The 25,937-nt window shown below is 41.4% G+C and carries 19 protein-coding genes and 1 pseudogene; 6 read left to right on the forward strand and 14 right to left on the reverse strand.

All coding sequences use genetic code 11. The features are described from left to right. Nucleotides 1-51: 51 nt before the first annotated feature. From I7804_RS15165 to I7804_RS15175, 3 genes are all read right to left on the reverse strand, one after another. Complete coding sequence (locus tag I7804_RS15165) at nucleotides 52-963, reverse strand: PLP-dependent cysteine synthase family protein (protein ID WP_027208039.1); 912 nt, start codon at nucleotides 961-963, stop codon at nucleotides 52-54. A 139-nt stretch (nucleotides 964-1,102) separates the two neighbouring features. Then, nucleotides 1,103-2,287 carry a methionine adenosyltransferase gene (gene metK, locus I7804_RS15170; RefSeq protein ID WP_022753063.1) on the reverse strand — a complete coding sequence of 395 codons (1,185 nt, stop codon included), beginning with the start codon at nucleotides 2,285-2,287 and terminating at the stop codon, nucleotides 1,103-1,105. Nucleotides 2,288-2,537: 250 nt separating this feature from the next. After that, the gene (locus I7804_RS15175) at nucleotides 2,538-3,659 is read right to left on the reverse strand and encodes a DUF5692 family protein (protein WP_022753064.1); all 1,122 of its coding nucleotides are present in this window, start codon (nucleotides 3,657-3,659) and stop codon (nucleotides 2,538-2,540) included. A gap of 533 nt (nucleotides 3,660-4,192) precedes the next feature. Here I7804_RS15175 and I7804_RS15180 point away from each other — a divergent pair. After that, nucleotides 4,193-5,071, forward strand: coding sequence for an aldose 1-epimerase family protein (locus I7804_RS15180; protein ID WP_248404057.1), 879 nt, complete (start codon nucleotides 4,193-4,195; stop codon nucleotides 5,069-5,071). Between the two features lie 120 nt (nucleotides 5,072-5,191). Here I7804_RS15180 and sdaAA read toward each other — a convergent pair whose 3' ends face one another. The 9 genes and pseudogenes from sdaAA to I7804_RS15225 all read right to left on the reverse strand — a co-directional run bounded on the left by sdaAA (nucleotide 5,192) and on the right by I7804_RS15225 (nucleotide 15,235). Beyond that, a complete protein-coding gene (sdaAA, locus tag I7804_RS15185) occupies nucleotides 5,192-6,058 on the reverse strand; it encodes an L-serine ammonia-lyase, iron-sulfur-dependent, subunit alpha (protein WP_022753066.1) in 867 nt (288 codons plus the stop codon). Between the two features lie 106 nt (nucleotides 6,059-6,164). Then, nucleotides 6,165-6,827, reverse strand: a complete 663-nt coding sequence (sdaAB, locus tag I7804_RS15190) for an L-serine ammonia-lyase, iron-sulfur-dependent subunit beta (protein WP_248404058.1) — start codon at nucleotides 6,825-6,827, stop codon at nucleotides 6,165-6,167. Nucleotides 6,828-7,469: 642 nt separating this feature from the next. Then, complete coding sequence (locus I7804_RS15195; RefSeq protein WP_248404059.1) at nucleotides 7,470-8,168, reverse strand: hypothetical protein; 699 nt, start codon at nucleotides 8,166-8,168, stop codon at nucleotides 7,470-7,472. Between the two features lie 56 nt (nucleotides 8,169-8,224). Continuing rightward, nucleotides 8,225-9,067 carry a metal ABC transporter permease gene (locus I7804_RS15200; RefSeq protein ID WP_177174895.1) on the reverse strand — a complete coding sequence of 281 codons (843 nt, stop codon included), beginning with the start codon at nucleotides 9,065-9,067 and terminating at the stop codon, nucleotides 8,225-8,227. Nucleotides 9,068-9,207: 140 nt separating this feature from the next. After that, nucleotides 9,208-9,891 (reverse strand): annotated as a pseudogene (locus tag I7804_RS15205) (metal ABC transporter ATP-binding protein); the annotation flags it as partial. A 116-nt stretch (nucleotides 9,892-10,007) separates the two neighbouring features. After that, complete coding sequence (locus I7804_RS15210) at nucleotides 10,008-11,084, reverse strand: metal ABC transporter substrate-binding protein (RefSeq protein ID WP_248404060.1); 1,077 nt, start codon at nucleotides 11,082-11,084, stop codon at nucleotides 10,008-10,010. Nucleotides 11,085-11,314: 230 nt separating this feature from the next. Next, nucleotides 11,315-11,626 (reverse strand): hypothetical protein, encoded by a 312-nt coding sequence (locus I7804_RS15215; RefSeq protein WP_022758239.1) that lies wholly within the window; start codon nucleotides 11,624-11,626, stop codon nucleotides 11,315-11,317. Nucleotides 11,627-11,835: 209 nt separating this feature from the next. Continuing rightward, nucleotides 11,836-14,118, reverse strand: coding sequence for a glycosyl hydrolase family 95 catalytic domain-containing protein (locus I7804_RS15220; RefSeq protein WP_248404061.1), 2,283 nt, complete (start codon nucleotides 14,116-14,118; stop codon nucleotides 11,836-11,838). Nucleotides 14,119-14,392: 274 nt separating this feature from the next. Continuing rightward, complete coding sequence (locus I7804_RS15225) at nucleotides 14,393-15,235, reverse strand: AraC family transcriptional regulator (protein WP_248404062.1); 843 nt, start codon at nucleotides 15,233-15,235, stop codon at nucleotides 14,393-14,395. Between the two features lie 858 nt (nucleotides 15,236-16,093). On the opposite strand from I7804_RS15225, the gene I7804_RS15230 reads away from it, so the two are divergent. From I7804_RS15230 to I7804_RS15250, 5 genes are all read left to right on the forward strand, one after another. Further along, nucleotides 16,094-17,299: a hypothetical protein gene (locus I7804_RS15230; protein WP_248404063.1), complete on the forward strand. Its 1,206-nt coding sequence runs from the start codon at nucleotides 16,094-16,096 to the stop codon at nucleotides 17,297-17,299. A 130-nt stretch (nucleotides 17,300-17,429) separates the two neighbouring features. Continuing rightward, complete coding sequence (locus tag I7804_RS15235; RefSeq protein ID WP_248405980.1) at nucleotides 17,430-18,548, forward strand: zinc-binding alcohol dehydrogenase family protein; 1,119 nt, start codon at nucleotides 17,430-17,432, stop codon at nucleotides 18,546-18,548. A gap of 68 nt (nucleotides 18,549-18,616) precedes the next feature. Beyond that, nucleotides 18,617-19,495, forward strand: a complete 879-nt coding sequence (locus I7804_RS15240; RefSeq protein ID WP_248404064.1) for an amidohydrolase family protein — start codon at nucleotides 18,617-18,619, stop codon at nucleotides 19,493-19,495. A gap of 24 nt (nucleotides 19,496-19,519) precedes the next feature. Beyond that, nucleotides 19,520-19,960, forward strand: a complete 441-nt coding sequence (locus I7804_RS15245) for an RbsD/FucU family protein (RefSeq protein ID WP_248404065.1) — start codon at nucleotides 19,520-19,522, stop codon at nucleotides 19,958-19,960. A 273-nt stretch (nucleotides 19,961-20,233) separates the two neighbouring features. Continuing rightward, a complete protein-coding gene (locus tag I7804_RS15250; protein ID WP_248404066.1) occupies nucleotides 20,234-21,172 on the forward strand; it encodes a phosphatase PAP2 family protein in 939 nt (312 codons plus the stop codon). Nucleotides 21,173-21,226: 54 nt separating this feature from the next. Here I7804_RS15250 and I7804_RS15255 read toward each other — a convergent pair whose 3' ends face one another. Next, on the reverse strand, nucleotides 21,227-23,224 hold the full coding sequence (locus I7804_RS15255) for a hypothetical protein (RefSeq protein WP_248404067.1): 1,998 nt from the start codon (nucleotides 23,222-23,224) through the stop codon (nucleotides 21,227-21,229). A 17-nt stretch (nucleotides 23,225-23,241) separates the two neighbouring features. After that, entirely contained in the window at nucleotides 23,242-25,668 is a 2,427-nt protein-coding gene (locus tag I7804_RS15260; RefSeq protein WP_248404068.1) for a toll/interleukin-1 receptor domain-containing protein, read from the reverse strand. Between the last annotated feature and the right edge of the window lie 269 nt (nucleotides 25,669-25,937).

Consider the following 25,937-nt stretch of genomic DNA (forward strand, 5'->3'; position numbering starts at 1 on the left):
AATATACTTATTATATTTTTTGTATTGTTTTAATTAAGATGATATTTAATATTATTCATACAGATGTTCACTAAAGTATCTGTCGCCTCTGTCAGGGAAGACTGTCACTATATTCTTGCCCTTTTCTTCTCTTGCTATCTGCTTGGCAACATAAAGGGCTGCTCCTGATGAACTTCCTGCAAATACACCTTCTGTATGAGCAAGTTCTCTTGCCTGACCGTATGCCTGATCGTCATTAACTTTCACAACTCTGTCTACAAGAGACATATCCATTGTGTCTGCTATGAAGTCGTTGCCTATTCCTTCTATCTTATAGTCAGCATGCTCGCCGCCGCCCATGGTAGAGCCAACAGGATCTGCAAGAACTGCGATGATATTAGGATTTTTCTCTTTTAAATATTTGACAATTCCGGAGAATGTACCGCCACTTCCGGCGCCTGCTACAAAATAATCGATATGTCCTGACATATCTCTCCAGATCTCAGGTCCTGTTGTACGATAGTGGACAGCGGGATTCTCAGGATTTACAAACTGTCCCAGCTGGACAGCTCCCGGCGTAGAAGCTACAAGTTCATCAGCCTTTTTGATAGCTCCCTGCATGCCCCCTTCTGTAGGTGTATTGATAATCTCTGCTCCCAGCATCCTCATGAGAGTCTGCTTCTCAGGAGAGAACTTTAAAGGAACTACGAAGATAACCTTATATCCTTTCCCCAAAGCACCAAAAGCTACTCCTATACCGGTATTCCCCGCTGTGGCCTCTATGATCACACTTCCCGGTTTTAATATTCCTCTTTTCTCAGCATCTTCGACCATTGCGTATCCAACGCGGTCCTTGACGCTGCCACAAGGATTGAAAAGCTCCAGCTTGGCATATATATCTGATGTTATGCTCTCATCTGCCCTCTGGAGCTTGAGCATGGGTGTATTACCTATAGCTTCCTTTAAAGATTCATAATATTTCATACTCCGTTCTCCTCACATTTCAATTCATCATAGGTATTACTAAACTTAAATACAGAATGTATACCGATATGATCTGCCATTATATTCTTTGGCAATCCTTTTATCTTAGGACTGCCAAGGATATTATTTCTATATAAGATCAGCCAAGCTGAGCCTTAATAGCTTCAACCTTATCAAGCTTCTCCCAGGTAAAATCTGCATCGTCTCTTCCAAAGTGTCCGTATGCTGCAGTCTTCTTATAAATAGGTCTTCTAAGATCAAGTGAATCAATGATAGCTTCAGGTCTTAAGTCGAATACGTTCTTAACAACCTCAACGAGCTTTTCATCTGAGTACTTGCCTGTTCCGAATGTATCTACGGTTATAGATACAGGTTCGGCAACGCCGATAGCATAAGCAAGCTCTATCTCAAGCTGATCTGCAGCGCCTGCTGCTACGAGGTTCTTGGCAACCCATCTTGCTGCATAAGCTGCGCTTCTATCTACCTTTGTCGGGTCCTTGCCTGAGAAAGCTCCGCCGCCGTGGTGTCCGGCTCCACCGTAAGTGTCTACGATGATCTTACGACCTGTAAGTCCTGAATCTCCCTGAGGTCCACCTATTACGAATCTTCCGGTAGGATTGATGAAATACTTGGTAGCCTCATCTAAAAGCTCTGCAGGGATAACTGCTTTGATGACATATTCTTTTATATCTTTGTGGATCTGTTCCTGAGTTACATCAGCGCTATGCTGAGTGGAAATGACGATGGTATCTATTCGCTTAACTTTCTTGCCTGAGTCATCAAACTCGACAGTAACCTGACTCTTACCATCAGGCCCAAGGTAAGCAAGTGTGCCATCTTTTCTGACTTTGGCAAGCTGTCTTGTAAGTCTGTGGGCAAAAGAGATAGCCGGAGGCAGATACTCAGGTGTCTCATTGGTTGCATATCCGAAGATGATACCCTGATCTCCTGCGCCTGTTCCGTAATCCTTGGAAGCGCCTTCTTGTTTGGACTCGTATGCCTTGTCTACGCCAAGTGCAATATCTGCAGACTGTTCATCGATTGACTGAAGGACTGCTATGGAGTCAGCATTGAATCCATCTGAGTTCTTGGTATATCCAATCTCCCTGATCGTATCTCTGACAACCTTGGAAATATCTACATAAGCCTTGGTTGTGATCTCGCCTACGATGAGTGCAAGTCCTGTCGCTACAGTTGTCTCTGCTGCAACTCTTGACTTGGGATCCTGCTCTAAGAGTGCATCAAGTATTGCATCTGAAATCTGATCTGCTACCTTGTCCGGATGTCCCTCTGTTACTGATTCTGATGTAAATAATTTTCCCATAATTGTCTCCTCCTTTGACCGTGTTTGCTGTTTTCATACTATTTCTATAGGATTTGAATGATTGTATTCTAGCACCCTATTTCAGATTTGTATAATAGCTTTTTCCTATAACTGGATATAAAAAGACTCCTGATACAGCGAAATGCCATATCAGGAGTCTAGTTACCCGTTAATTACCATATATCAAAAATAACATTTTACCCTTATGATACAATCTTAAATCAAAATGAATTATGATGCTCGAATCGTCTTATCTCTCTGCTCTTGCCATTGCTTCTTCGAAATCTCTTGTTCCTTCAAATACATTGTTGGAATAAGGATTGCGACCAGCCTTGATGGAGCGTTTGATGATAACCATGATGCAGACAACGTTGATCACTACGGCTGCGATAGCTACTACGCCCTGTGCTGTAGGATCAGCTGTTATGCCCATCTGTGCCATAGCTTCATTAGCTGCAACTGTTTTACCATCACCTGCATTAAAGATTGCTATAGCCTTCTCGTACAGATCCATAGTTGTGATTCCGGCTTCTGTAGCGCCGCCGTATATTCTCGGAAGTGCTGCAGCAAATCTGCCCTTGAGCTGGAAGAGCGGTACTACCTGAGCCCACATACACCAGATAGCCAGTGTGTTGGCACGGTTCTGGATCCATGCACCCTTGTTCCAGAATGCGTTTGCAAAAGTAGGAGCAAGAAGAAGTGCAACGCCGCAGTACCATGAGTGTGTAGGAAGATTGAGATATGTGTACTCGAAGTTCCATACATCATATGCAAGAATGAACCAGATAGTCATATCAGGCCAGAGCATATCGCTCTTGTTCTTGTCATTGGAAGTAAGGAGCTTAACACAACCTGTCATACAGAAGATGTTGATCATACCTGCGATGAAGTTGAGGATATTCCACCATCCACCGTAGATGAATACACCTTCATTGGAAGCCCACCATGCGCCTGAGAAATCACCTGTGATTCCTCTTGCAGCAAATGCAGACTCAAGGTCAGATACGTTAGCGATCATGATGTTAGCTGATACGATGAACCAAGGCCACCATTTGAACCATTCCTTTTTGCCAAGGCCCCATTTGTACTTGATCATCATGAAACCGACACATCCTATGTCTGCAGCATAAAGCTTGAAGTAATGGAACCAGCCATTCATATATGCTCTGGTAGGATTGGAAAGACCTCCAAATGCACCTGCCTGAATAGCTATAAAGTATACAGTGAGTATCACCGGAATGATAACAAATACGATCATTCCACCAATCTTAGTGCGGCGTCCGATCTCATTGAAAAGGATAAGTCCCGCAAATACGAGGATCCATCCAAGGAGCTGCATAGCTGCACTAGATGAATAAAGTTGAAATAGCATACTGTATTCCCTCCTGTTATTATGAATTTATAATCAAATTATAAAGATTATATAAACTCAAATCAATGGTTCTTTGTGTATTTTACTATCTGTAAGTCGTTATTTAATGAACGTTTTTGTGCAGTTTCCATAACTTTTATAAACTAAATATAAATTTCAAGAACTATACAAGAGATAAATGCGCACCTTTTAAGGAAACTTTTTTCCAGTAGACTTTTTAAGTTTCAAATGAAAATACCGTTATATTTTCCACTGTTTTGCAAAAGTTCTTCAAAATATGATTGATATCATGATGCTGATATAAGTGTCAAAAGAATTGTAAATTGTTTTTGAAAATATAGCATTTTTAAACTTAACCTATCTATTATGTCTTTTCACCTAGGCCAAGGTTTTTGAGGTATAATTAAACCACATGTAGTCTTGAATGTATCTCAAAATTCCGCACAGTTTTTGATTTTGTAAGACGATGATCCAATCTATACAGTCATACACAAAGGCATGTGCAAAAACCACCATATATCGGAGGATTTATTATGTTATATAGCATTGCAAACGAAGAACTGACAGTATCTGTAGAAAGTTTCGGAGCAGAGATCCGCTCTATAAAAGATCAGAATGGCCTCGAATATATGTGGCAGGCTGATCCGACGTACTGGAAGCGTACTTCTCCTATTCTTTTCCCACTTGTTGGTAATTATAAGGACAAAGAGTCTGTATATAATGGAAAGACATATACTCTGTCACAGCACGGTTTTGCCAGAGATATGGAATTTGATCTTGTAGATAGTTCCAAGAACCGCATAGTAATGCGCCTTGAAGAAAATGAAGAAACACTTGCCAAGTATCCTTTCAAGTTCATGCTTGAAGTTGAATACGTTCTTACAGGTAAGAGCGTATCTGTGAGCTGGCGTGTATCTGGCAAGGATCAGGATATCATGTACTTCTCTATAGGAGCTCACCCGGCCTTCAACTGCTGCCTCAAAGATTCTTATCTTACATTTGCTAAGATAAGTGATGAATCTTCAAAGGCTCCTGTGAATGACTCCATCACATCATATATTCTTAATAGTGAGGGGCTTATTACTAATAGTACACAAAAGTATGATCTTGATAATGGTAAGCTTCACCTTTCAAATGAACTGTTTGCAGGCGATGCGCTGGTAGTAGAGGATAGGCAGGCAACAAGCGTATCCTTATATGAAAAAGATAAGAGGATTGTAACTGTAGACTTCGATGCACCACTCTTTGGTCTATGGTCTCCTGCCGGCAAGGATGCTCCCTTCATGTGCATAGAGCCTTGGTACGGAAGAGCAGATGGCGAAGACTTTGACAAAAAACTCGAAAACAGAAAATATGGAAATATATTAAGAAAAGGCGAGATCTTCGAAGAAGGATACACGATGACTTTCTGATAAATAGTGTTATAGATATCTGACAAAACTTCCCACCTGAACGGTGCAGTATCACCGTCCAGGTGGGAAGTTTGAATATATAATCGTTATTTCCAGCTTGTAAAAAAAAGTTTATGTTCTTTATTTTAATCTTTTGGCTACTGCAATTGCGGAAGGTGTGATTGCAAGGCCTTCTCTTGATGTTTCTCTAAGGCACTCCGGTATCTGCTTGCCGATTCTTCTCATAGAATCTATGACTTCATCAGGTTCTATGGCACTTTTGATGCCTGCCATAGCCATCTGAGATGATACTACAGCATTAACAGCTCCGGAGACGTTTCTTTTAATGCAGGGAACTTCTACAAGGCCGGCTACTGGGTCACAGGTAAGTCCCAGCATATTCTTTAGAGAGAGAGCTACTGCATGAACTATCTGTTCATTGGTTCCGCCTTCAAGATAAGTAAGAGCTCCTGCTGCCATCGCACTTGCAGAACCTATCTCAGCCTGACATCCGCCACCAGCCCCTGATATGCAGGCACTTGCTGCTATAACTTCTCCTATTCCTGCTGCCACAAACAGTGCCTTAGCTATCTCTTCTTCAGATACGCCCTTCTGCTCTTCATAAGTCAGAAGGACTGCAGGGATAACTCCGCAGGAACCAGCTGTCGGCGCTGCTACGATTCTTTTCATACAGGCATTGGATTCGCCCATCTTGATAGCTTTCTCCATAACCTGAGATATATAATCGCCAAGAAGCTTATTTTCTTTAAGTCTATACTGATGAAGCTTCTCGCCATCACCTCCTGCAAGTCCGCTTGCAGAGATAAGGCTTGGATCATATTCTTCATCTGCTGTTCTCATGGCACGTAGCATTACCAGCATCTCATCAAAACTTTCCTTATCAGTGACATTCCTCTCCTGCATGTCATCATGCATTATCACTTCCCAGAAAGCTATATTATGCTCATCTGCCTGCTTTATTATATCTGTCAATTTAGAAAAACTCATTTATAACCTCATGTCGCGAGTGACTAATGGTTCAAATTGATGGAGCTCGCGTCATCAATTTGGGTTTGAAAATGAATCATTTTCAAACTTAACCTCATATATATTCTTAGTTCAAAAGACTGTAATACGTAACCTTATTAATTCCCTCAAGATGCGCAAGCCACTTAATGGACTCTGCAGGGACTTCTTTGTCACACTCTATTACCATTGCAGCCTCGCCGCCTCTACTGGATCTGTAGAGCTGCATTGTTGCTATATTAATAGATTTATGTGCAAGCATACTGGTAACTTCTGCAACATGTCCGGGCTGATCTACGTTATGAACTATCAGTGTCGGATAATCTCCTGAGAAGTTAGCAGCGATTCCGTCTATCTGGGCTATATTGATCAGCGATCCTCCGACAGATTCTCCGACTACTTCGAGCTCTTTACCAGAGACTCCTTTTAATATGAGCTGGGCAGAGTTGGGATGCACATCATGAAGCTCTGCTTCTCCAAATGTCAGCTTCATACCAGCTTCCTCAGCATACTTATAACTGTCCGGTATCCTCTTATCATCAGGCTTCATACCAAGAAGTCCTGCCGCTATGGCAAATCTGGTACCATGTCCTTTACCTGTAGCAAGGAAGGAGCCATACAGATTGATAGTTGCTTCTGCTATGGGCTCTCCAATCAGCTTTCTTGATACGTATCCGATTTTTACAGCTCCTGCAGTATGGGAGCTTGAGGGGCCTACCATTATGGGGCCAATTATGTCAAAAAGATTCACTATATCTCTCCTGTTTGATTCTTTACTCAACACATAGATGGAACAGTATCCTTGAAGGCATTGATGGGGCAGACAGATAATAAAACATTTCCACGCATTAACTGTTTTATAAATTCATGGCATGATATCTGGAGCTTTTTATTCCGGGGTTCAAACTCGCTTCGCTCAGACAGGTGAACCCCGGGCAGAATAAAAACCTCCATCTATCACGCTCATGAATTTTATAAAACAGTTAAAAGCGTGGAAATGTTTTATTATCTGTCTGCCCCATCAATGCCTTCAAGGATACTTACCGCCTAATCTGAAGTTTGATTTATATGCCATTAGCATGCCATGTATTATTCGAACAACCTATTATATATCAATATTAATATTAATTTACATCAATTTTCCATAATATAGAAAAATTTTTTCCAGGGTCCGTCATTGATATGATTCCAGACGCCAAAACCTCTTTAGGGTATACCACAACCTAAAGAGGTTTTTACTTACATGTTTAGTTACTAACTTAAACTACCACTCAAAAAAACAGCACCCCAAAAGCCTTTATATAAACACAGCTATAACCATTGGCAAGATTTTATGACGATGTAGATAAATTCATAGCCAAGTAATTTGATTAAATATGAAGGAGTCAGTACACTAGCAAAGCCTTGCATCCCTTAACACGCAGTAAGTAAAGCCTTCTTCTTCATAGGTATCGAATGTACCTACTACGCAGATATCTCCGCCATCCTCAGGATAATCATCAGGATATACATAATCATCAGTAAGCTCGAATTCAATTCCCTGAGAGCAGCATGCTGTGGCATCCATAATAATGCAGGCAAAGTAGTACTTGTCCATGGCTTCATCATAGTAATAGGTGAATAGTCCGTCCATCTTTATGGTTTTGCCCACATAGTTCTCCGGGAAGTACATCATGTCATATACTTCAGAATACACTACTGTAGCTGAGGCATTTGTCAGATCTATATCGATGCCTTCTTCGCTATTTCCAAGCACTGCAGAATCATCCACCGATTCAGGTAAAGGAGCATTTTCATTCACACCGCTGGATCTGCCGCTTGCAGAATTATCAGACGATGCTATATCCTGAGAGTTCATATTGCTTACGGCATTGTCTGATACAGCATCTTGAAAAGAAGTACTGTTTTCACTTTTATAATCGTTTTGCTCTGACGTGGTATTCTTACTGTCTTCTGCTTCTATTCCTGCTTCAAGTACATCTCCAACAGTTGGCGACAAACTTGTAGTTCTCGATGACGGCGCAATATCTCCGCAGCCTGATACTATACACATTAGCGATATAATATACAATAAGCATATATTCTTTTTCATGATGATCTATTACTCCTTCGGGTACTTCATTATCTTACTTTTCTTCTTTATATTACTTATCTTCTGCCTGATATAAATCCGATAATGCTGCATATGGCAAAAGCTGCTACGTCCACTGCAACTATCGTTGATCCAACTGGTGTACCTGCAAGAATAGATATGACCATACCGCCAAAAGCACATATCACCGACAATATTGCAGAGAATATCGTAACGCTCTTAAAGCTTCTGAATATCCTCATAGCTGACAGCGCAGGGAATATCACAAGTGCGGATATAAGAAGTGAACCCACAAGGTTCATTGCAAGTACTATGATAACTGCTATGACTATCGCTATAAGAAGGTTATAGGTATCAGCGCTGGTGCCTGCTGCCTTTGCAAAATTTTCATCAAAAGTCACTGCAAATATCTTGTTATAAAAAAGTACAAAGATAATAACAACTGCAATCGACAATACTATGCAGACCCACACCTCTTTCTGCGTAAGAGTAAGTATTGAAGTCGATCCAAACAAAGTACTGCATACATCACCGGATAAGTTCGATGATGTCGAAAATATGTTCATGATAAGGTAACCAAATGCAAGAGCTCCAACTGATATCATAGCTATCGCAGCGTCGCCTTTTATCTTGGCGTTCTGACCTGTGCGAAGCAAAAGAACCGCGCTTATGATAGTTACAGGCAGTACCAGAAGCATCTTATTGGTCAGATTAAAAACTGATGCTATGGCTATAGCACCAAAGGCTACATGGGATAATCCATCTCCGATAAATGAAAATCTCTTAAGTACCAGCGTCACCCCAAGAAGTGATGAACAAAGGGCAATAAGTATACCAACTATAAGTGCATAACGCACAAATGGATATTGAAGATACATCATAAATTTATCGAATATCATGCCTGACCTCCTTGTCCCTGCCCGAGTCTTGATTCTGTATTTGAGCCAGGCGCTTCTATAGTTTTTATAGTATTTGTATTATTTATAGTATTTGTAGCATTTATAGTATTTGTAATATTTAAAGCTATCTTGTTCTGCATCAGGAAGAGCTTTCCAACTTCGCTTTCTTTATATTCATCCCGTGTTCCAAAGAAAATGTCATCGCCTATATGAAGTATATGGCTTGCATAGGATACTGCTGCTGCAATATCATGCGAGATCATGATAATGGTTATTCCATCTTTGTTTAGTTTTTGTATAAGTTCATACATCTGTGCCGTAACCTTGGGGTCAAGACCTGATACAGGCTCATCCATAAGAAGAACTTTTCTTGTGGCACACAGCGCTCTTGCAAGCAAGACGCGTTGCTGCTGGCCTCCTGAGAGCTCGCGGTAGCATCTTTTTTCAAGGTCAAGTATCTCCATACGCTCCATATTGATCCTTGCAAGCTTTTTGTCTTCCTTGCTATAGAAAGGTCTTAAGCGGCTTCGCCCCTGACATCCGGAGAGAACTATCTCTCTTACGGATGCGGGGAAGTCTTTTTGAACTATGGTCTGCTGTGGCAGATATCCAATTTCATTTTTCTTAAGGCCATCACCAGTCAGAATCTGACCACTGATCGCTTCCTGAAGATGTAACAGTGTCTTCATAAGAGTTGATTTACCTGAGCCGTTCTCTCCAACTATGCACAGATAATCTCCTGTATTTACTGTAAAGTTTAGATTCTCTACAATTGCATGCGAATCATATCCCAGGGACAGATTCTGAACTTTAAGTAATGCCATATTTAACCTCATATCGCGAGCGAAGAAAGTGACTAATGGTTCAAATTGGCGGAGCTCGCGACACCAATTTGTGGAGTTAATTTCTAATTTAACTCCTCCTTATTTCAAATAATCCGTCAGCTAAGAGCCTTGGTCAGTACATCGAGATTGTCTTCCATAATAGATAGATATGATGCACCATTTTCTACATCTTTGGATGTTGTGGACTGCATGGAATCCATAGTTAGAATCTGCTGATCGCCGGACGATGTATTACCAACTATAGTCTCAGCTATACGATGGTCATTGCCTTCAATAGTAAGTACTGCAGGAAGTCCAAGTTCATCGACCTTCTGAGAAAGGAAGGTTATCGTCTCAAAACTTGCTTCTGTCTCTGCAGAGCATCCAACGAAAGCTGCATAGTAATCAAGACCATAATCATCCACAAGATATCTGAAGGGGAATCTGTCACCAAATAGAACTGTGTTATAAGTAGCGCAGTTAACAGCTTCTTCATAGCGAGCATCAAGGGCATTTAGGCTATCTATATATGTTGACGCATTGGATTTGTAAGTATCTGCATTGTCAGGATCTATAGTCTCAAGCGCATCTGCTATACTCTGCACCAGTACTGATGCATTCTTAAGTGAGAGCCATACATGCTCGTCGTATTCTACTTCTCCCTCATCGTGTTCTGCATCTTCGTCATGATCTGAATCTTCGGCATGGTCGTGTTCGTCTTCTTCCTGCATGCCCTCGACTACTTCCTCTTCCTTGACAGATTCACCCAAGACATCCAGAAGATCGATCACTACCATATCCTTGTTTGTAGCTACAAGAAGAGCATCCTCAACCCATTCGTCTGACTCTCCTCCTACGTATATAAAGAGATCACAAGTTGAGATCTTAAGGATATCATCAGCTGTAGGCTGATAGCTGTGAAGATCCACACCGTTATCAAGGAGCATTGTAACTTCTGCATTTGACGCATTGTCTCCAAGTACATTCATAACCCAGTCATATTCCGGGAAAATAGTTGTAACGATACTCATGGTATCGCCGCTGGCATTATCAGCACCATTATCAGATACTGTTGCGTCCCCAGAAACTGCACTATTAGCGGAGTTTTCAGTCAAAGAGTTGCCAGAAGCGCATGCGCAAAGAAAGCTACCTGCCATAGCAGTAGCAATGATAGTAGATATATATTTTTTCATAAAAAACCTCCAGAAATCAAAATATGCAAAAAAGGCTTGGCTATTGCCAAACAGTAACAAATAACTATCTATACAATAGATATAGCTATCTAATATTTGATTTTCTGATATGCTGACTGATATAGCTAAAAAATACATGGATTATGATCAAAGAGAAAAATGATCTGTGCCGGATTTTTGACAACACAAATAAAGCCATGTACATACAGATCAGCACACCGGAGGTCTTTTTAATCATTCATACGGATTTTTCTAGAAACAGGTGTTGCCTGCAATAGATCATTGCCAGAAATATATATTAAAACACAAATAAGTAAAACAGGCAGTATGATAGAAACAGCCAATGCTATCCCGCCACCTATTTTATGAAGAACATTCTCACACTGCTGGATGCTTGCACATATCGGGCAATCTCCACCTGTACAGTTATGCTCAAGTTCTGAACTGATATAGAAAGAAAAAAACAGCACGCCAAGAATCATCAGAACCGCGATCATGCCGGCAAAGATTCTGCTTGCCTTAGAACTGTTAATTCTTGTCATCGCTGTCTTCTCCTTTCTCATAAAAACATTTAGTGTCTTGATCCTCATCTCAGAAGATGTCGTTCTATCACATATTCATGAAACCCGAAAGAATATGTTCAACTGAAAATCGTTATCAATTATACAACCAGTTAAGATCAATAGCAACATTGTTTTGAACATACTATTGTTTCTTACCTGCTAAGTAGATTGCAATTTTCACTTCCGGTTCAAAGCTTTACAACCTGCTTCTTTCCATTTACTTCGACTTCAATTTCTTTGTCCGTATCATCATAAGATGTATTTTCCCTGCGCTTTATCTCATAGCTTGTGACCTTCTGATCTTTCCATTCCATAGAAAGCTCGTATCCGCCTCTTAAGCACAGGCCGCTTACAGATCCTGTAGAGAACTGTTTTGGAAGGGCCGGAAGGAGTCGGAATCTCTCTCCATCGCCCTGAACCAACATCTCAAGCATCGCTGCAGCAGCGCCGAAGTTTCCATCAATCTGGAAGATCGCGCCTGCTCCATACGGATGTGAATCCATAAGATTATTGAATGTACTCTGGCACAAAAGGGCATTCAAGTTCTCATAAACCTTATCCCCATCCATGAAATGAGCATACAATCCGATGATCCAGGCTCTGGACCAGCCTGTATGGCCGCCGCCATAAGACAGTCTTCTCTCAAGAGTCTTCCTTGCAGCCTTCATAAGTTCTGGTGTCTTGTCTATGCTGATAGAAGTTCCGGGATATACTCCGTAGAGGTGGGATATATGCCTGTGACCAGGCTCCTGCTCATCGTAGTCTTCAAGCCATTCCTGAATCTGACCATATCTGCCGATCTTAATCTCAGGAAGATCTGCAAGTATATCTTTTGCATCTTTTATCTTCTTTTCATCAATATCAAGAGTCTGCCCGGCTTTGATATAATCGGTAAGCAGCTCAGTCAATATCTCAATATCCATAGTCGGAGCTTCACACATGCAGCCTCTTATGCCGTTGTTCATTATATAGACATTCTCAGGTGATATTGACGGCGATGTGACGAGCTTGCCTTCTTCATTTCTTATAAGGAAGTCTTTGAAGAAAGCCACGCACTCATCCAATATGTAGAAATACTCTTCAAGGAACTTCCTGTCACCTGTATACAGATAGTGCTCCCAGATATGAGTTGCCATCCACGCTTCGCCCATGATCCAGAAGGTCGATGATATGCAATGATCCTGAGGCGCGGTATCTGCATATATATCAGTATTGTGGTGAGCCACCGAACCTCTGCAGCCATACATCTTCTCGGCAGTCTTTTTGCCATTTTCACATACTCTTTTTAGAAGCTCAAAGAAAGGCATATGACAATCTGATAAGTTACCACTCTCTGCAATCCAGTAGTTCATCTGAGCATTAATGTTAATAGTATACTTACTCTCCCATGGCGGAGTCATGCTGTTATTCCATACTCCCTGAAGATTTGCCGGAAGGCATGTTCCCCTACTGGATGCAAAAAGAAGATAACGACCATACATAAAATAGATTGCAAAAAGTTCAGGATCTTCTTCTCCCTTTTTCAATGCTTCAAGTCTTTCATCAGTTGGAAGTTCTCTTTTGGAGATACCACCGAGCGCATTATCTTTAGCGTTAACATTACTCAATTTCAGGGACATGGTATTAAAGTGATCTTCAAAGTCTTTGATGTTATTCTCAAGTATCTTGTCCCAACCGGAGGCTGCAGCTCTGTCAAGATTGTCGCTTCCGGCTTTGAGATAGTCTTTGTCATAAAAGCTTGTATGTATATCAATAAAAATAGTTGCAGCCCTGGCTCCTTCTATCACAAGATGCTCGCCTATAGATGTGATACTGCCGCCATCTGTCACAACCCTTGCCTTTACAGCAAAGGGATGTCCTTCATCAGATGTTACATGGAATCCGATCTCATCATCATCGTATATGATCTCATCTTGCCTGTTATGGCATCTTTCAAGTCTCATAGAGAAGTTCAAAAGGCCGCTATCATCGCCGCTACCAGATCTTCCAGCTTCAATGTGATATGCGATAACCTGATAGTCTGCAGAAGCTATGCACTTCCTTGTATACTCAGTGCTGCCTATCTTATACGAAGCCGTCACAATTCCGGTACCAAGATCAAGTTCACGTCTGTAATCAGTATATTCACCTTCATTGTCAAAAAAGATAGCAAGGTTACCTGCTGTTTCGTATGACCTTTCAGAATTAGGAGTACCTGAAAGTGCCATCATAGACAGCTTCTCAGCTTCAGGGATCTTGCCCTCTCTTATAAGCTGCCTGATCCTTCCTAGATACTTTTTAGCATCTTTATTGATCCTGTCTGTAGGCTTACCGCTCCAGATGCTGTCTTCATTAAGGAATATATCATCTCTGGATACTCCGCCCATCACCATGGCTCCAAGTCTTCCGCATCCAAGAGGCAGTGCCTCTTCCCATCTTCTTGCAGGCTGCTTGTACCATAAGTTTATTTTTGTATTATTATTAGTTGCCATTATATGCCCCCACTTAATGTATTGATTTTATTAGCCACTCGCTTTGCTCATGATATGAAGTTAAGTTTGAGTTTTTCCATACACTAATTTTGCAATATTAAAACCCTTAATTCTTCTCAAAACATGCGACAAATATCGCAATAATTATCATGGTCTATAGTTTTTATTAATCTTCTGAACAAAGCTTTCTTGTGACAGAATATCACCAGGTTTGAGCAGATGATATCTGTATCAATAGTACCTTTTGGCTCAAATAAATGTACCTGTGAACTATCTACGCCAATCTTCTATAGGAGCCCGGCGTCATCCCATAATACTTCTTGAATGTATTGGTAAAGTGCTCCGGAGACGAGAATCCCAGCTCTTCAGAAATCTGACCTATGCTTTTAGTAGTGCCCTTTAAAAGAAGGAGCGCCGCTGACATCCTGGCCTCTGCCTTCTTCTGGGAGAAAGTCAGGTTGTAATGCTTGTTAAGAAGGCGCTGGGTCTGACGGGGGCCAAGATTAACTCTTCTGGCAAGTTCCGGAAGCGTCAGATCCTTGTAGTCATATAGAAATGCCTCCTCTATAGTGAGATAGGTCATATCTGCAGGGCTTGCAAGCACTGCCTTTTGACGTCTTACAGTTCCGTTCTCGTAAAGTCTTGTAATAGTAAGCAGGAACTGCTGTATAAGAGCATTGAGCATAAGCTCATATCCGTACCTTGTATCTCTTAACTCCTTAAATATCTCCTCCATGATATAGGCAGGCTTCTGGCCGGCGTCACATATATAGAAAACAGTATTTAGAAAAAGAGACATGGTGTTATCTTTAGATACCACCCCCGGAACAAAAGCCTGTAGATACATGCCATACTCAACCATTGGGTCATCCATATCTGAGATCTGCTCATGAAGGACTCCCGGGCCTGTTACAAAAAATGTCCCCGGGCCGACCTTGTATGTCACATTGTCTGCAATAAGGGTTCCATGCCCGCTCTTAATATAATGAAGTTCATAGCTGCTCTTACTGTGGCTATGCTTGGGGAAGGGAGTCAGAATCGTCTCTTCTCCAATACTTAAGATTGTGAATTCTATATCTGATAACTCAAAAGAAATTCTTAGATCTCGATACTTCATAGTGATACCCTCCCATATACCCTACTGCCATGATTCTTGATTTCTTGTTTTAGGCAGTTGTCTGCCGCTTTATCCTACTGCCATGATCATATTTTCCATACTACAGGCAGTATATCCTTGCTTAATACGCCCCAAATGAACGTCCCATCTCTAATACCATTCTAAAATGTCCAGCTTCAAAATCATATAGGCAAAGCTGTAATTATACGACATTAATCGCCTTATCACGTCATTCTATGACATTGTTAGGCATATATTATCTGATTTATCCTTAAAGTAAAGAGCTCTAGTTCATGGCCTTATATAAAGCTTAAAGTAAAGTGCTCTAGTACAGGGGGTTATATAAATACATGCGATATGATTCAAAATTTTCTTTTGACTCATAATTACGACCGGACTATTCTATTTCTTCAAAAAACATCATCAACAATTCTCTCCGGTCAAAATAAAAACAGGCATCTCTAGATGCCTTGCACTCTTAAGCATTCGTAAACTAACGATAAAAATACTAAAACTTCCCACTTGGACGGACCGGCATCCCCAAAGTCTTTACAGGGGGCAGGCAGTATATAAATCATTGCCGCGCTTTTTAATTGTTTTATAGAATTCATGAGCGTGATAGATGGAGATTTTTATTCTGCCAGGGGTCCACATGTTTGAGCGAAGCGAGTTTGGACCCCAGAATAAAAAGCTCCAGATATCATGCCATGAATTATAAAACAATTAACAGCGCGGCAATGATTTATATACTGCCTGCCCCCTGTAAAGACTTTGGGGATGCCGGTCTGTCCAAGTGGGAAGTTTTAAGCAAGATACACTGTTTTCATCAAATAAATACAATAAATGGGGAGGTTACAAATGATCGTAAAAGGCACTTATTTTCAAAATGATGCCAATAGGCCTTTGGTCTACGGCGATGTAGAGATCGAGAACACCAAAAGGCAGCGTCTTAAGGGGGAACCGCTTCTCGACAGCGTACTATGCGAGCCTGTCATGGTTGGTTTTTGCGGCACAGACAATGAGCTCATGAACATGGGGCAAAGGGGAGAACTATCTGCCAAATTCCCTGAAGGTAAGAACAGGCTTGTCAACGGCCACGAAGGCATCGTATGGGTTCCTTCACAAAACCGCTTCGCAATAGTTCTGATAAGGGGCGGTGATTCCATAGATCCTACAAGATACACAGAAGATGAGACCTATTTCGAATACGGCTGCGACAAGGCTGATGGGCTTTTTGCAGACAAGGAATATTTCAATCCTGACATGCTGCTGCCTATCCCGGATGGATATGTACATGACGGCAAGCTCGATCTGTCTTTTGCCAAAAAAATGGTATTCCCTGATCCATTCGCCTGCATGCTATTCCAGCTAGAGCGCATGGAAGACATGGGCAGCGCCCACAACTTCAGGCGTACTATGAGAGCACATAAGTGCGATGAGGCATCGGCCAGAGAGATTGCCCAAAAAGAGATCTTCGACAGAACAGTCATCTTCGGTCTTGGAACTACCGGTATGTTCATCGGCGACCTCATATCCAAGAAGTATCCTGAAGCTAAGATTCTGTTCATAGCAAGAAGCCCTGAAGATTCCAAGAAGGTAACTTTCTCTGTCAAGAACTCCGGCGCACAGTACCTTCGCAATACTTATGATACTGAGAAAGAGCTTGCAGATGCCATTATCAAAAAGCTTGGCGGAAGAGCTACTACTTTCATCGGCGTCAGCGGCAGTAATGTCGAGCACAGGATTGCTTTTGAGCACAAAGTGCTGGGATGCAACGGCCTGTACAACAGCTTCTCTTTAGGACCCAAGATTTCTTTTGACACAATGCCTTTTGGATTTGAAAATCATCTCATCATAGCCTCCATCAATTTCAGGCAGGATCACATGGAGAAAGCAATAGAACTCCTCTCAAAGAGTAACTACGACGAGATCGTCGAACTCATAGACAGAAAAGAATTCGCTGCCGATCCGATCAAGGCTTATAAAGAGAAGATCTACTCCAAGAATTCACCGCTTAAAACAGCAGTTATCTGGAACGAGAAATACGTAAACAGAGATAGATAATAGCGAATCACATAATACCCCTAGGAAAGCTGCTGTTATCTTGAACAAGAAATATTCAAACAAAAAAGGTGGCAATTCACCTAATAAAACCAATTCAAAAGAACCAAGTGGAGGTCAATATATCAAAAACATGAAAACTGTACTTATAAATAAACCATTTGAAATATCAGTAGTAGAGACAGAGAAGCCAACTCCCAGTGAAGGCGAGGCGCTTCTTCAGGTCCTCTACTGTGGAATCTGTGGAGCAGACGTAGCAAGCTTCACAGGCAATCAGCCTTTTACCACATATCCCAGGATCCCCGGCCATGAGTTTAGTGCAAGGATCGTTGAGATACCTGCGAACTCCAAGGGACTTAAAGCAGGTGATATCGTAACCTGCAACCCTTACTTCAACTGCGGCAAGTGCTATTCCTGTAAGAGGGGCTTTGTTAACTGCTGCACTGACAACCAGACTATGGGCGTTCAGAGAGACGGAAGTTTTCGTGATTATATCGTAATGCCAATAGAGCGCATATATCCAGGCCGCGGCCTGTCTGCCAAGGAGCTTGCACTTGTAGAGCCCTTCACTATCGGCTGGCACGCTCTTAGCCGTACACAGATCAAGCCTTCTGACAAAGTGCTGGTTGTAGGCGCTGGTCCTATAGGCCTGTTTGCAACGATATCCGCTGTTGCCAAGGGTGCGAGAGTATATGTTGCTGATATCCTTGACGGAAGACTTGAAAAGGCTATGCACTTCGGCGCTACAGGCACTATCAACTCAGCTAAAACTGACATTCTCGAAGAGTCCATGAAGATCACAGATGGCAACGGTTTCGATGTATGCGTCGAAGCTTGCGGTAGCAGTGTCACATTCCTAAACTGCATAGACTGCGCAGCATTTGCAGGTAAGATCATATTGATAGGCAATGGCAAGAAAGAGACCACCTTCCTTCACTCAATCCTTCTGAAAAAAGAACTGAACGTCTTCGGAAGCAGGAACTCCTATCCGAAAGATTTCGAAGCCGTTATAGATCTCATATCTTCAGGCAAAGTTAATGTAATGGACATGGTAAGTGATGTATATCCGATTGATGATACAAAAGGCGCTTTCGATGCTCTGACTCACAACGACGGATCACTTTCCAAGGTGCTTATAGAAGTCAATAAACCGGAAGATTCTATATCTGAATCTGCATCTGAGGCAAGCAGAAGCGTTAAAATATTGAAGATGAAATCTTTTGTCTACAATTCAGAAAATGAACTGGTGTAATAGTCTAAAGATTATTCAGACACATCGTAAAAAGACTTGTAAAAAATATTGAAAGGCGTGAGGTTACTATGGATTGTATTAAGATTGATGCACACGTACATCTATGGGACGTGCAGCAAGGAATTGTGGATGGGAAGCCTGTCATAGGTCTTGGCAACGGCCTTGCGGATTTTGGCGGCGAAACTCGCCAGATGATGCCTCCCTATATGGATGATAATAGAAATACCGCCACGCGCCTTATTGCAAATATGAACTATTCAAAGGTTAACGGCGCAGTTATCACCCAGGAATATATCGATGGCAATCAGGACAGTTATCTTCTTAGTTCTAAAGCCAAATATAAAGACCGCCTGAAAATCTGCTCTTTATATAAAGAAAATGCTGATTTTAACACAGAAGGATTTGACGGAATCAAAATCTGTGCAGGCCGTCTTAAGGATCAGGATCTGACTTCTCATATGGCAGTATTCAAGAAGGCGCAGGAACTTGGAATGTTCATATCTATCGATATGGCTGACGGAGACCTTCAGGTAGATTCTCTTCAGGCTGTGATAGATTCATGCCCTGATCTTAGGATCGCCATAGGACATTTTGGTATGGTCACGACTAAAGGCTGGGAATCGCAGATCGCTCTTGCCAGGAACAAGAACGTATATATCGAAAGCGGCGGCCTTACTTGGCTCTTCCACAAAGAGTTCTACCCCTACCCTTCTGCTATCGATGCCATCATCACAGCCCGGGATATCTGCGGCATGGACAAGCTTATGTGGGGAAGCGACTACCCGCGTACCATGACAGATATCACTTATATTATGGCTGTCCGCTTCATCGAAGAGTCGAACAAGCTCACAGATGAAGAAAAAAGAGCTTTTCTTGGAGGCAATGCGATGCGCTTCTATGGATTTGATTTCAAAGAGCCGCTGCCTGATATAAAGAATATGCTATGAAAAAATATTAAAAGGAGCAATATTATGCTAAAAGGTATACCACCGATCATCGGCCCGGATCTTCTCAAAGTACTATGCGAGATGGGACACGGAGATACAATAGTTATTGCTGACGGCAACTTCCCGGCCGCTTCTATAGCTAAAGATTCTATACTTGTACGAATGGACGGACACGGCGTTCCGGAGATTCTTGAAAGTATACTAAAACTATTCCCTCTCGATCAGTATGAAGATAAGCCGGTAACACTCATGGAACGCTGCGAAGGAGACAATGCTGATATATCTATCTGGGATAAATATAAGAAAGCTGTAGATGAAGCTGATCCTAGAGGATCAAAAGTCATCGGAACTCTTGAACGCTTTGCCTTTTATGAAGAGGCAAAAAAGGCATATGCCGTCATCGCTACATCCGAGACAAGCCAGTATGCAAATATCATCTTAAAGAAGGGATGTATCATTAGTTAATAATAATTCAGCCTGCGAAGCAATTCGCAGGCTGTTAACATATGTAATGAAATTCCTCGAAGATCAGACTCTCAAAAATAGCTTGGCAAACCCTCAAATAAATGATATATCTTAATATCCTTTATGCTTCTGTCATAAAAAATCTATAAATTGCCATATATTAATATATTTATAGTACAATTACTATTAATAGACTAAAACTTCCCGCTTAGACGGGCCGGTATCCCCAAGCAGGAAGTCTACAAATAAAAGAATTGGCAGGAGGCCTCGATCATGGACGCAGTCACAGGTAATACTTTTTATTTTGAATTTGAAGTAAGACTTATGGAATGGATACAGCAGATTCTGGGAGACAAGGGCGCTGGCATAGTCTCACATTTTTCAGCCCTTGGCGAAGAATATTTTCTCATACTGTTAATAGCATTTTTATACTGGTGCTATGACAAAAGAATTGGTGAGAAAGTGGGTTCCATCCTGGTTCTTGGCGTTATTATAAATCCACTTATCAAGAATATCTTCTGGCGAAGGCGCCCCTATTTTGACCACGAATCCATTGAATGCTACAGGCCTCTTGATACTGAGCATGATCTTTTTGATATCTCAGCTCAGGGACTATCTTTTCCAAGCGGTCATTCTACCAATGCAGCTGCTGCCTTTGGTTCCATCGCCATGATAGTCAGGAAGAAGTGGGCTACTATTCTCTGCGGCATTATCATCCTACTGATCGGTTTCTCCAGAGTTGCCGTGGGCGTCCACTATCCTACAGATGTTATCGTAGGATGGATCTCGGGATTTCTGTGCATATGGTTTATTGTTTTTTGCAGGAACAAGATCCCTGAGGAAAAGACCTGGATCCTGTATCTTGTGATCTTCCTGATATCTTGTCTTGGGCTTTTGTATTGCAAGACAACAGACTATTTTACCTGTCTTGGACTTGTAGGTGGAATCTACGGTGCCTTTGAATTTGAAAAAAGATTTGTTCACTTTGAAAATACCAGAAATCCTCTCAGCTGTGTACTTAGGATATTCTTTGGAGTAGCTATATATCTGGTTCTAAACACACTCTTAAAGCTTCCTTTTAGTGCAGAATTCCTTGATTCAGGAACACTTATAGCAGGCATTGTCAGAAGCCTTAGGTATCTGATCGTATCTTTTGTTACAGTTGGAGTGTACCCTTATACATTCAGGATTCACAAACACATATTTTCTTAAATGGTCTCCATCCCTTGAAGCTACGCTAACTTGGGTGGAGTCTTGTTCATAAACTCAGGTTGCGTTCTTATCAATCATCTGGCTTATGATCTTACATACTGCCTTGACATTCTCTCTATCCATCTGTTTATAATCAACGTTCTTGCCGGTATAGGAGTTTTCAAAATCTGACAGCTCATCAAGATCATCCCATGGTACAAGGCATCCATGGCGCTTATGCTCTACATCTTTCAAGATGCGAACTGAGCTATCTTTTTGGTATAGTCTTACTCTTTCATCGATCTGTTTTTTAGTCATGGGCTGATATCCCATAGAATAGTGGAATCCCATCCACCTTAGGTGTTCTGACTTAGCAAGGTTTTCAAGGAATTCACCGCTGATAATATCAGATATCGTATTACTTATCTCACAATTACTCGTTTTGTATGCTAATGACTCATCACCTGATTCCATGAACTTGCTTGGTATTGACTCATCTTCAGATTCATTAGGCTTGATCAAGGAAGATCCCGCCAAAAGCTTTTCAGACTTAGTTGATGCAGGCATAAGTCCAAGCCTGTTCATTAGTCCCAGTAGATAATCCGCACTTGCGTTGCAGCTCATGCGGCTGAAGTAATCACATCTCTTCCACTGCTCATCAGCATCGCCTTCGCCGTAGTAGAAATGGTTGATCTCCTTGGAAATGGCATCAAGCTTTGTGCCATACAGTATTTCATCATCGATGACTTTAGTAACTATGCATTCATCTTTATAATGATTGCGGATAATCTTGTCGTAGTAACACTGGTAGACTGGAAGATATATGCCGCAAGAAGCCAGTATATCTATCGTGCCATATGCTATCTCATTACCTACAGATTCATTACCTGTAGCTATGATGATATATTTAAGATTCTCAGCCTCTTCTCTTACATATTCTGTGTAGATGCTGCTTCTGGCATCTGCAGCCTTGAAGCTTATATCATAATTGTCCAATAGTCCCGGATACCTTGCTTTGAAGTATCCATCGATCTTATCTATAGCAGGATCGAAGATATGAACATGCAAGGTGCTTCCTTCGAATTGTCCCAAAGCTACTATTCTTCTAAGCATCTCCTGTCCGATATTACCAAATCCCACCATGAGGATATGAGCATCATCCATGGCTCTGCCTTTATCATCAAAGGTGATCACATCAGCTATAGGATGCTCTCTAAACAGGAGTCTTGACGCAAGCTCTCTTCTATCGAACACTTTAACGCTGCCGTATCCATAATTATCTTCAAAATTCTGAAGCTCATTTCCCAAAGATGCCGCCCTTACAAACATTACAAGTTCTGTATTTGAAGGGGATATATCCGTTTCTTTTAGACTACTGCGCATACGGACAGCATAGCTGTAATTGGCTTCATCATCCATAGACAGAGCGCTTATCCTGATTTTCCCGGTGCCTTTTTTGACAGACATTCTTTTTAGAAAAGAAGGCCCGGCATTCATAGCTTCAGGATCATCATATACAAGCGCGCCGGTTCTGTTAACAAGGCTATCCGGAACACTTCCTGTTCCTACGAATACTAATGATATACGTCTGTTTCTGGCAAGAGTCTCCCCAAGCCTTATCGAATCATCGTTTATCCCATATATAAGTTCAATATCCCTGAATCTAAGAAGCCAGGTCCTGAATATCTTGACAATATCTTTGCCAATAGCAAGAACCAAGGCGCTGACCACAGAATAGTATGCAAAAAAGTGAACCAGCCAGTAGAACATAGACGTGAAGATGCTGTCTCCAACTATCCCGACAAAGGCATCATGGGATCCGTCGCCTGCATTACCAAACATGCGCCCCACATGAACTACTGTGCGCAGCACTGCGATAACAGGCATATCCTTGAATTGGTCAGCATCTATTGCACCATAGATGATAAGACCACCTGCAATTGCTATAAGAAAAGATATCCCGGTCCACTTCTTAACATGCCTGACATCCACTGTAAACCATACGATGAGAGCCAGAAAAACTGCAGCTGCAACCAGAATTATCACTACACTGCTCATATCAACACTAGTCATATCAGCATCCCCCATGATCAGTTAAGACCGTACTTTTGTTTGACGGTATAAGGCGGTTCATAATCTCCAAGATAATCGTCAGCCAGATCGCAAAGCCCGCTGTAATCAATATATGGAATCCGTATATATCCATATTCATTGCTGTACATTATGAAATAATCATCTTCCACACATACTATCCTGTCCATGATGCAGATTATCCGCATGTCTTTATCGAAGATATAGGACTTTTCGCCTGACAAGATATAACTGCCTGTCAGGTCACAGTACCTAAGATCATTAAAGTGCTCTTCTGTTGTTTCAAAAGAAGTGATAAGTTCTCCGGTCCTTGCATCGAAGATCTTGGCTGTATGATCATTGAACAGGCCAAAAGAATATTTTTCATCATCAGAATAGAAAGCCACCTCAGAAACAAGATCTATATTAAAATCATATAATTCCTCGTCGCCAAATACCTGATCAGGGAAGTACAACTCTACTGAAGTCTCCTCATACTCACCATCTACCGCCTCTGCAAAGGGACTTATACTATTTGAATACCTGATGACATAACTGGCATTTAAGAAGAGTATATACAGTTCCCCGTTAATGAATCTTGCAGTTTTGATATACTGCACAGGTTTTTTGGTAAAAAAGGTATCCGTTACTTCCTGCTGCCCGTACGATCCGCTGCATGTAAAGACTTTGCCATAGTTAGAGATAAAGTACATCTCATCATTCATTATCCAGGCTTCCATGATGTATTCATTGTATGAATATCTTGAAACTATCTCTTCAAGAATCGGATCGATGACGGCAACTTCATAAGCTCCATAGAAGTAAATGAACTCCTCAGTTACAAGTATTCTTTGGTTGCCGTTTTCAAAATCATATGCATCTACGATTTCCATTTCAAAATCATCTATTGAAAGCTTCCAAGAAATGTCCCCTGATCCTACATCATTTGCATACACTCTTACCCTGCTGCCTTCATCTGTTTCTTCTGAAATAGCTGCATATAAGATTCCATCATTATAGCCAAATACAGGCTCATAGATAGATTCATCTTTTTTCTCATATAAACTTATAATGTCACCGTTTTGAGGATCAAATGACAGATATCCCCAGCCCTCATATCCTCCAAAGCAGCACAGCACCTCATCCTGATTCCAAAATACATCTGCAAGCTCAGGCTCTTCATAAGTGAATATATCATTTAAATATATTGTATACAATAGATTCCCAAAACCGTCCATGCCATAAAGATTTCCCTCATCACTAACAATGGCCAGTGATCCGTCATCATTGTGATAAGCGCGTGCAAAATCAGTCAGTTCCATCTCAGTATTTTGCCCCGAATCAAAAGAATAAAAATTACTGCCAAGATGCGTACTCCATAGGACTCCCTCTCCGAACAGATCCGCCTGCAGTCCATTGGGATAAGGACTCAGGATCTCGTGAACTGTATCACAAGACTCTATATCAAATACATATGCAGCATCAGACTCAGCCACGAGTATATCCTGCCCGTCATGCAGTATATCAAAGCTCTCTACCCAGCTCCCTACATCATAGGTGCAGACAGGCGCATACATGTCAGAAGCTTTATATACGCCCATATCCTGATATAGCGCCCTTAAAGCCTTTTCATTATAATCAGTCCCATCATCAGGCAGCGCGCCTCTTACTGCATAGACCGCATCTTTATTCCTTCCGTCAGCGCATAGATTATCGGCAGTATTGGCCATAGTAGTTGCAAGGTCATAGCGAAGCTGGCGGTTCTGACTGCTGATCTTAATGAGCATGATAGTTGCAAAGATCGCGAAGATCAAAAGTGCAGCTCCGATACTGCCAAAGATCATAGAAAGCCTTCTTATCTTCTGCGCTCTGTGTCTTTGCTTTAGGTCATCATAATTAAGTCCGAAGATCGCAGCGCATAGTTTGATGACTGCTGTGTCCATGGCTTTTAGAACTTCTTTTTTGTTATCTCCTCTTGTGTCAGCTGCCAGTGGCTCAAGTTCCCGCCTTGTTATAACAATCTCTCCCCTATCATTTCTGGATCTTACTTCTTCGTAGCACAGTATCTTGGGAAAAGAGTTCACAGGCTCATCTTCAGCCAGCACCACAAGAACATGATCCCTTGGATGAGACTGAAGAAATACTTCTATCTCTTTCATACACCACTTGGATTCAAGATATCGGGGGGTACATATAGTAATTAGAAAATCAGAATTTTGAAGTGCCGTAGTAATGGGGTCAGATAGGTTGTCAGTAAGCGGCAGTTCATCAACATCTCTAAATACCCTTTCGATCCGCTTCTTACCACTTCTAACCTTGGAAAGAACAGACTTTGGAAGCTTAAAGTTTTCAAGCTTTTTGTGCAGATTCTCAGCTACAAAGCTGTCAAACTCATTATGCCTGTAGCTAATAAAGGCATCATAATGTAACCCTTTTTGATCAGACATACTCGACCTCATAAGATATCGTTTTATCATACTATTACTACACTGTTTATTGTACACATTCTTACGTATTAAATTCAACAATAAAGAAACCAGCATCCGAAAGACTTTTCAGGGTGATGCTGGTCTGTACAATATATATGTATGAAAATGTATTAACTGTCTGTATCGACGCTGTCTCAAAGGATGGCATATTTTTGATAAGTGCGAAGTTTAAATAACTGCCATTAAAAAATAGCCGAAATATATTTAAAATCTATGAACAATAATAG

Origin of the sequence: Butyrivibrio fibrisolvens, assembly GCF_023206215.1 — a bacterium.
Classification (GTDB): Bacteria; Bacillota; Clostridia; order Lachnospirales; family Lachnospiraceae; genus Butyrivibrio; species Butyrivibrio fibrisolvens_C.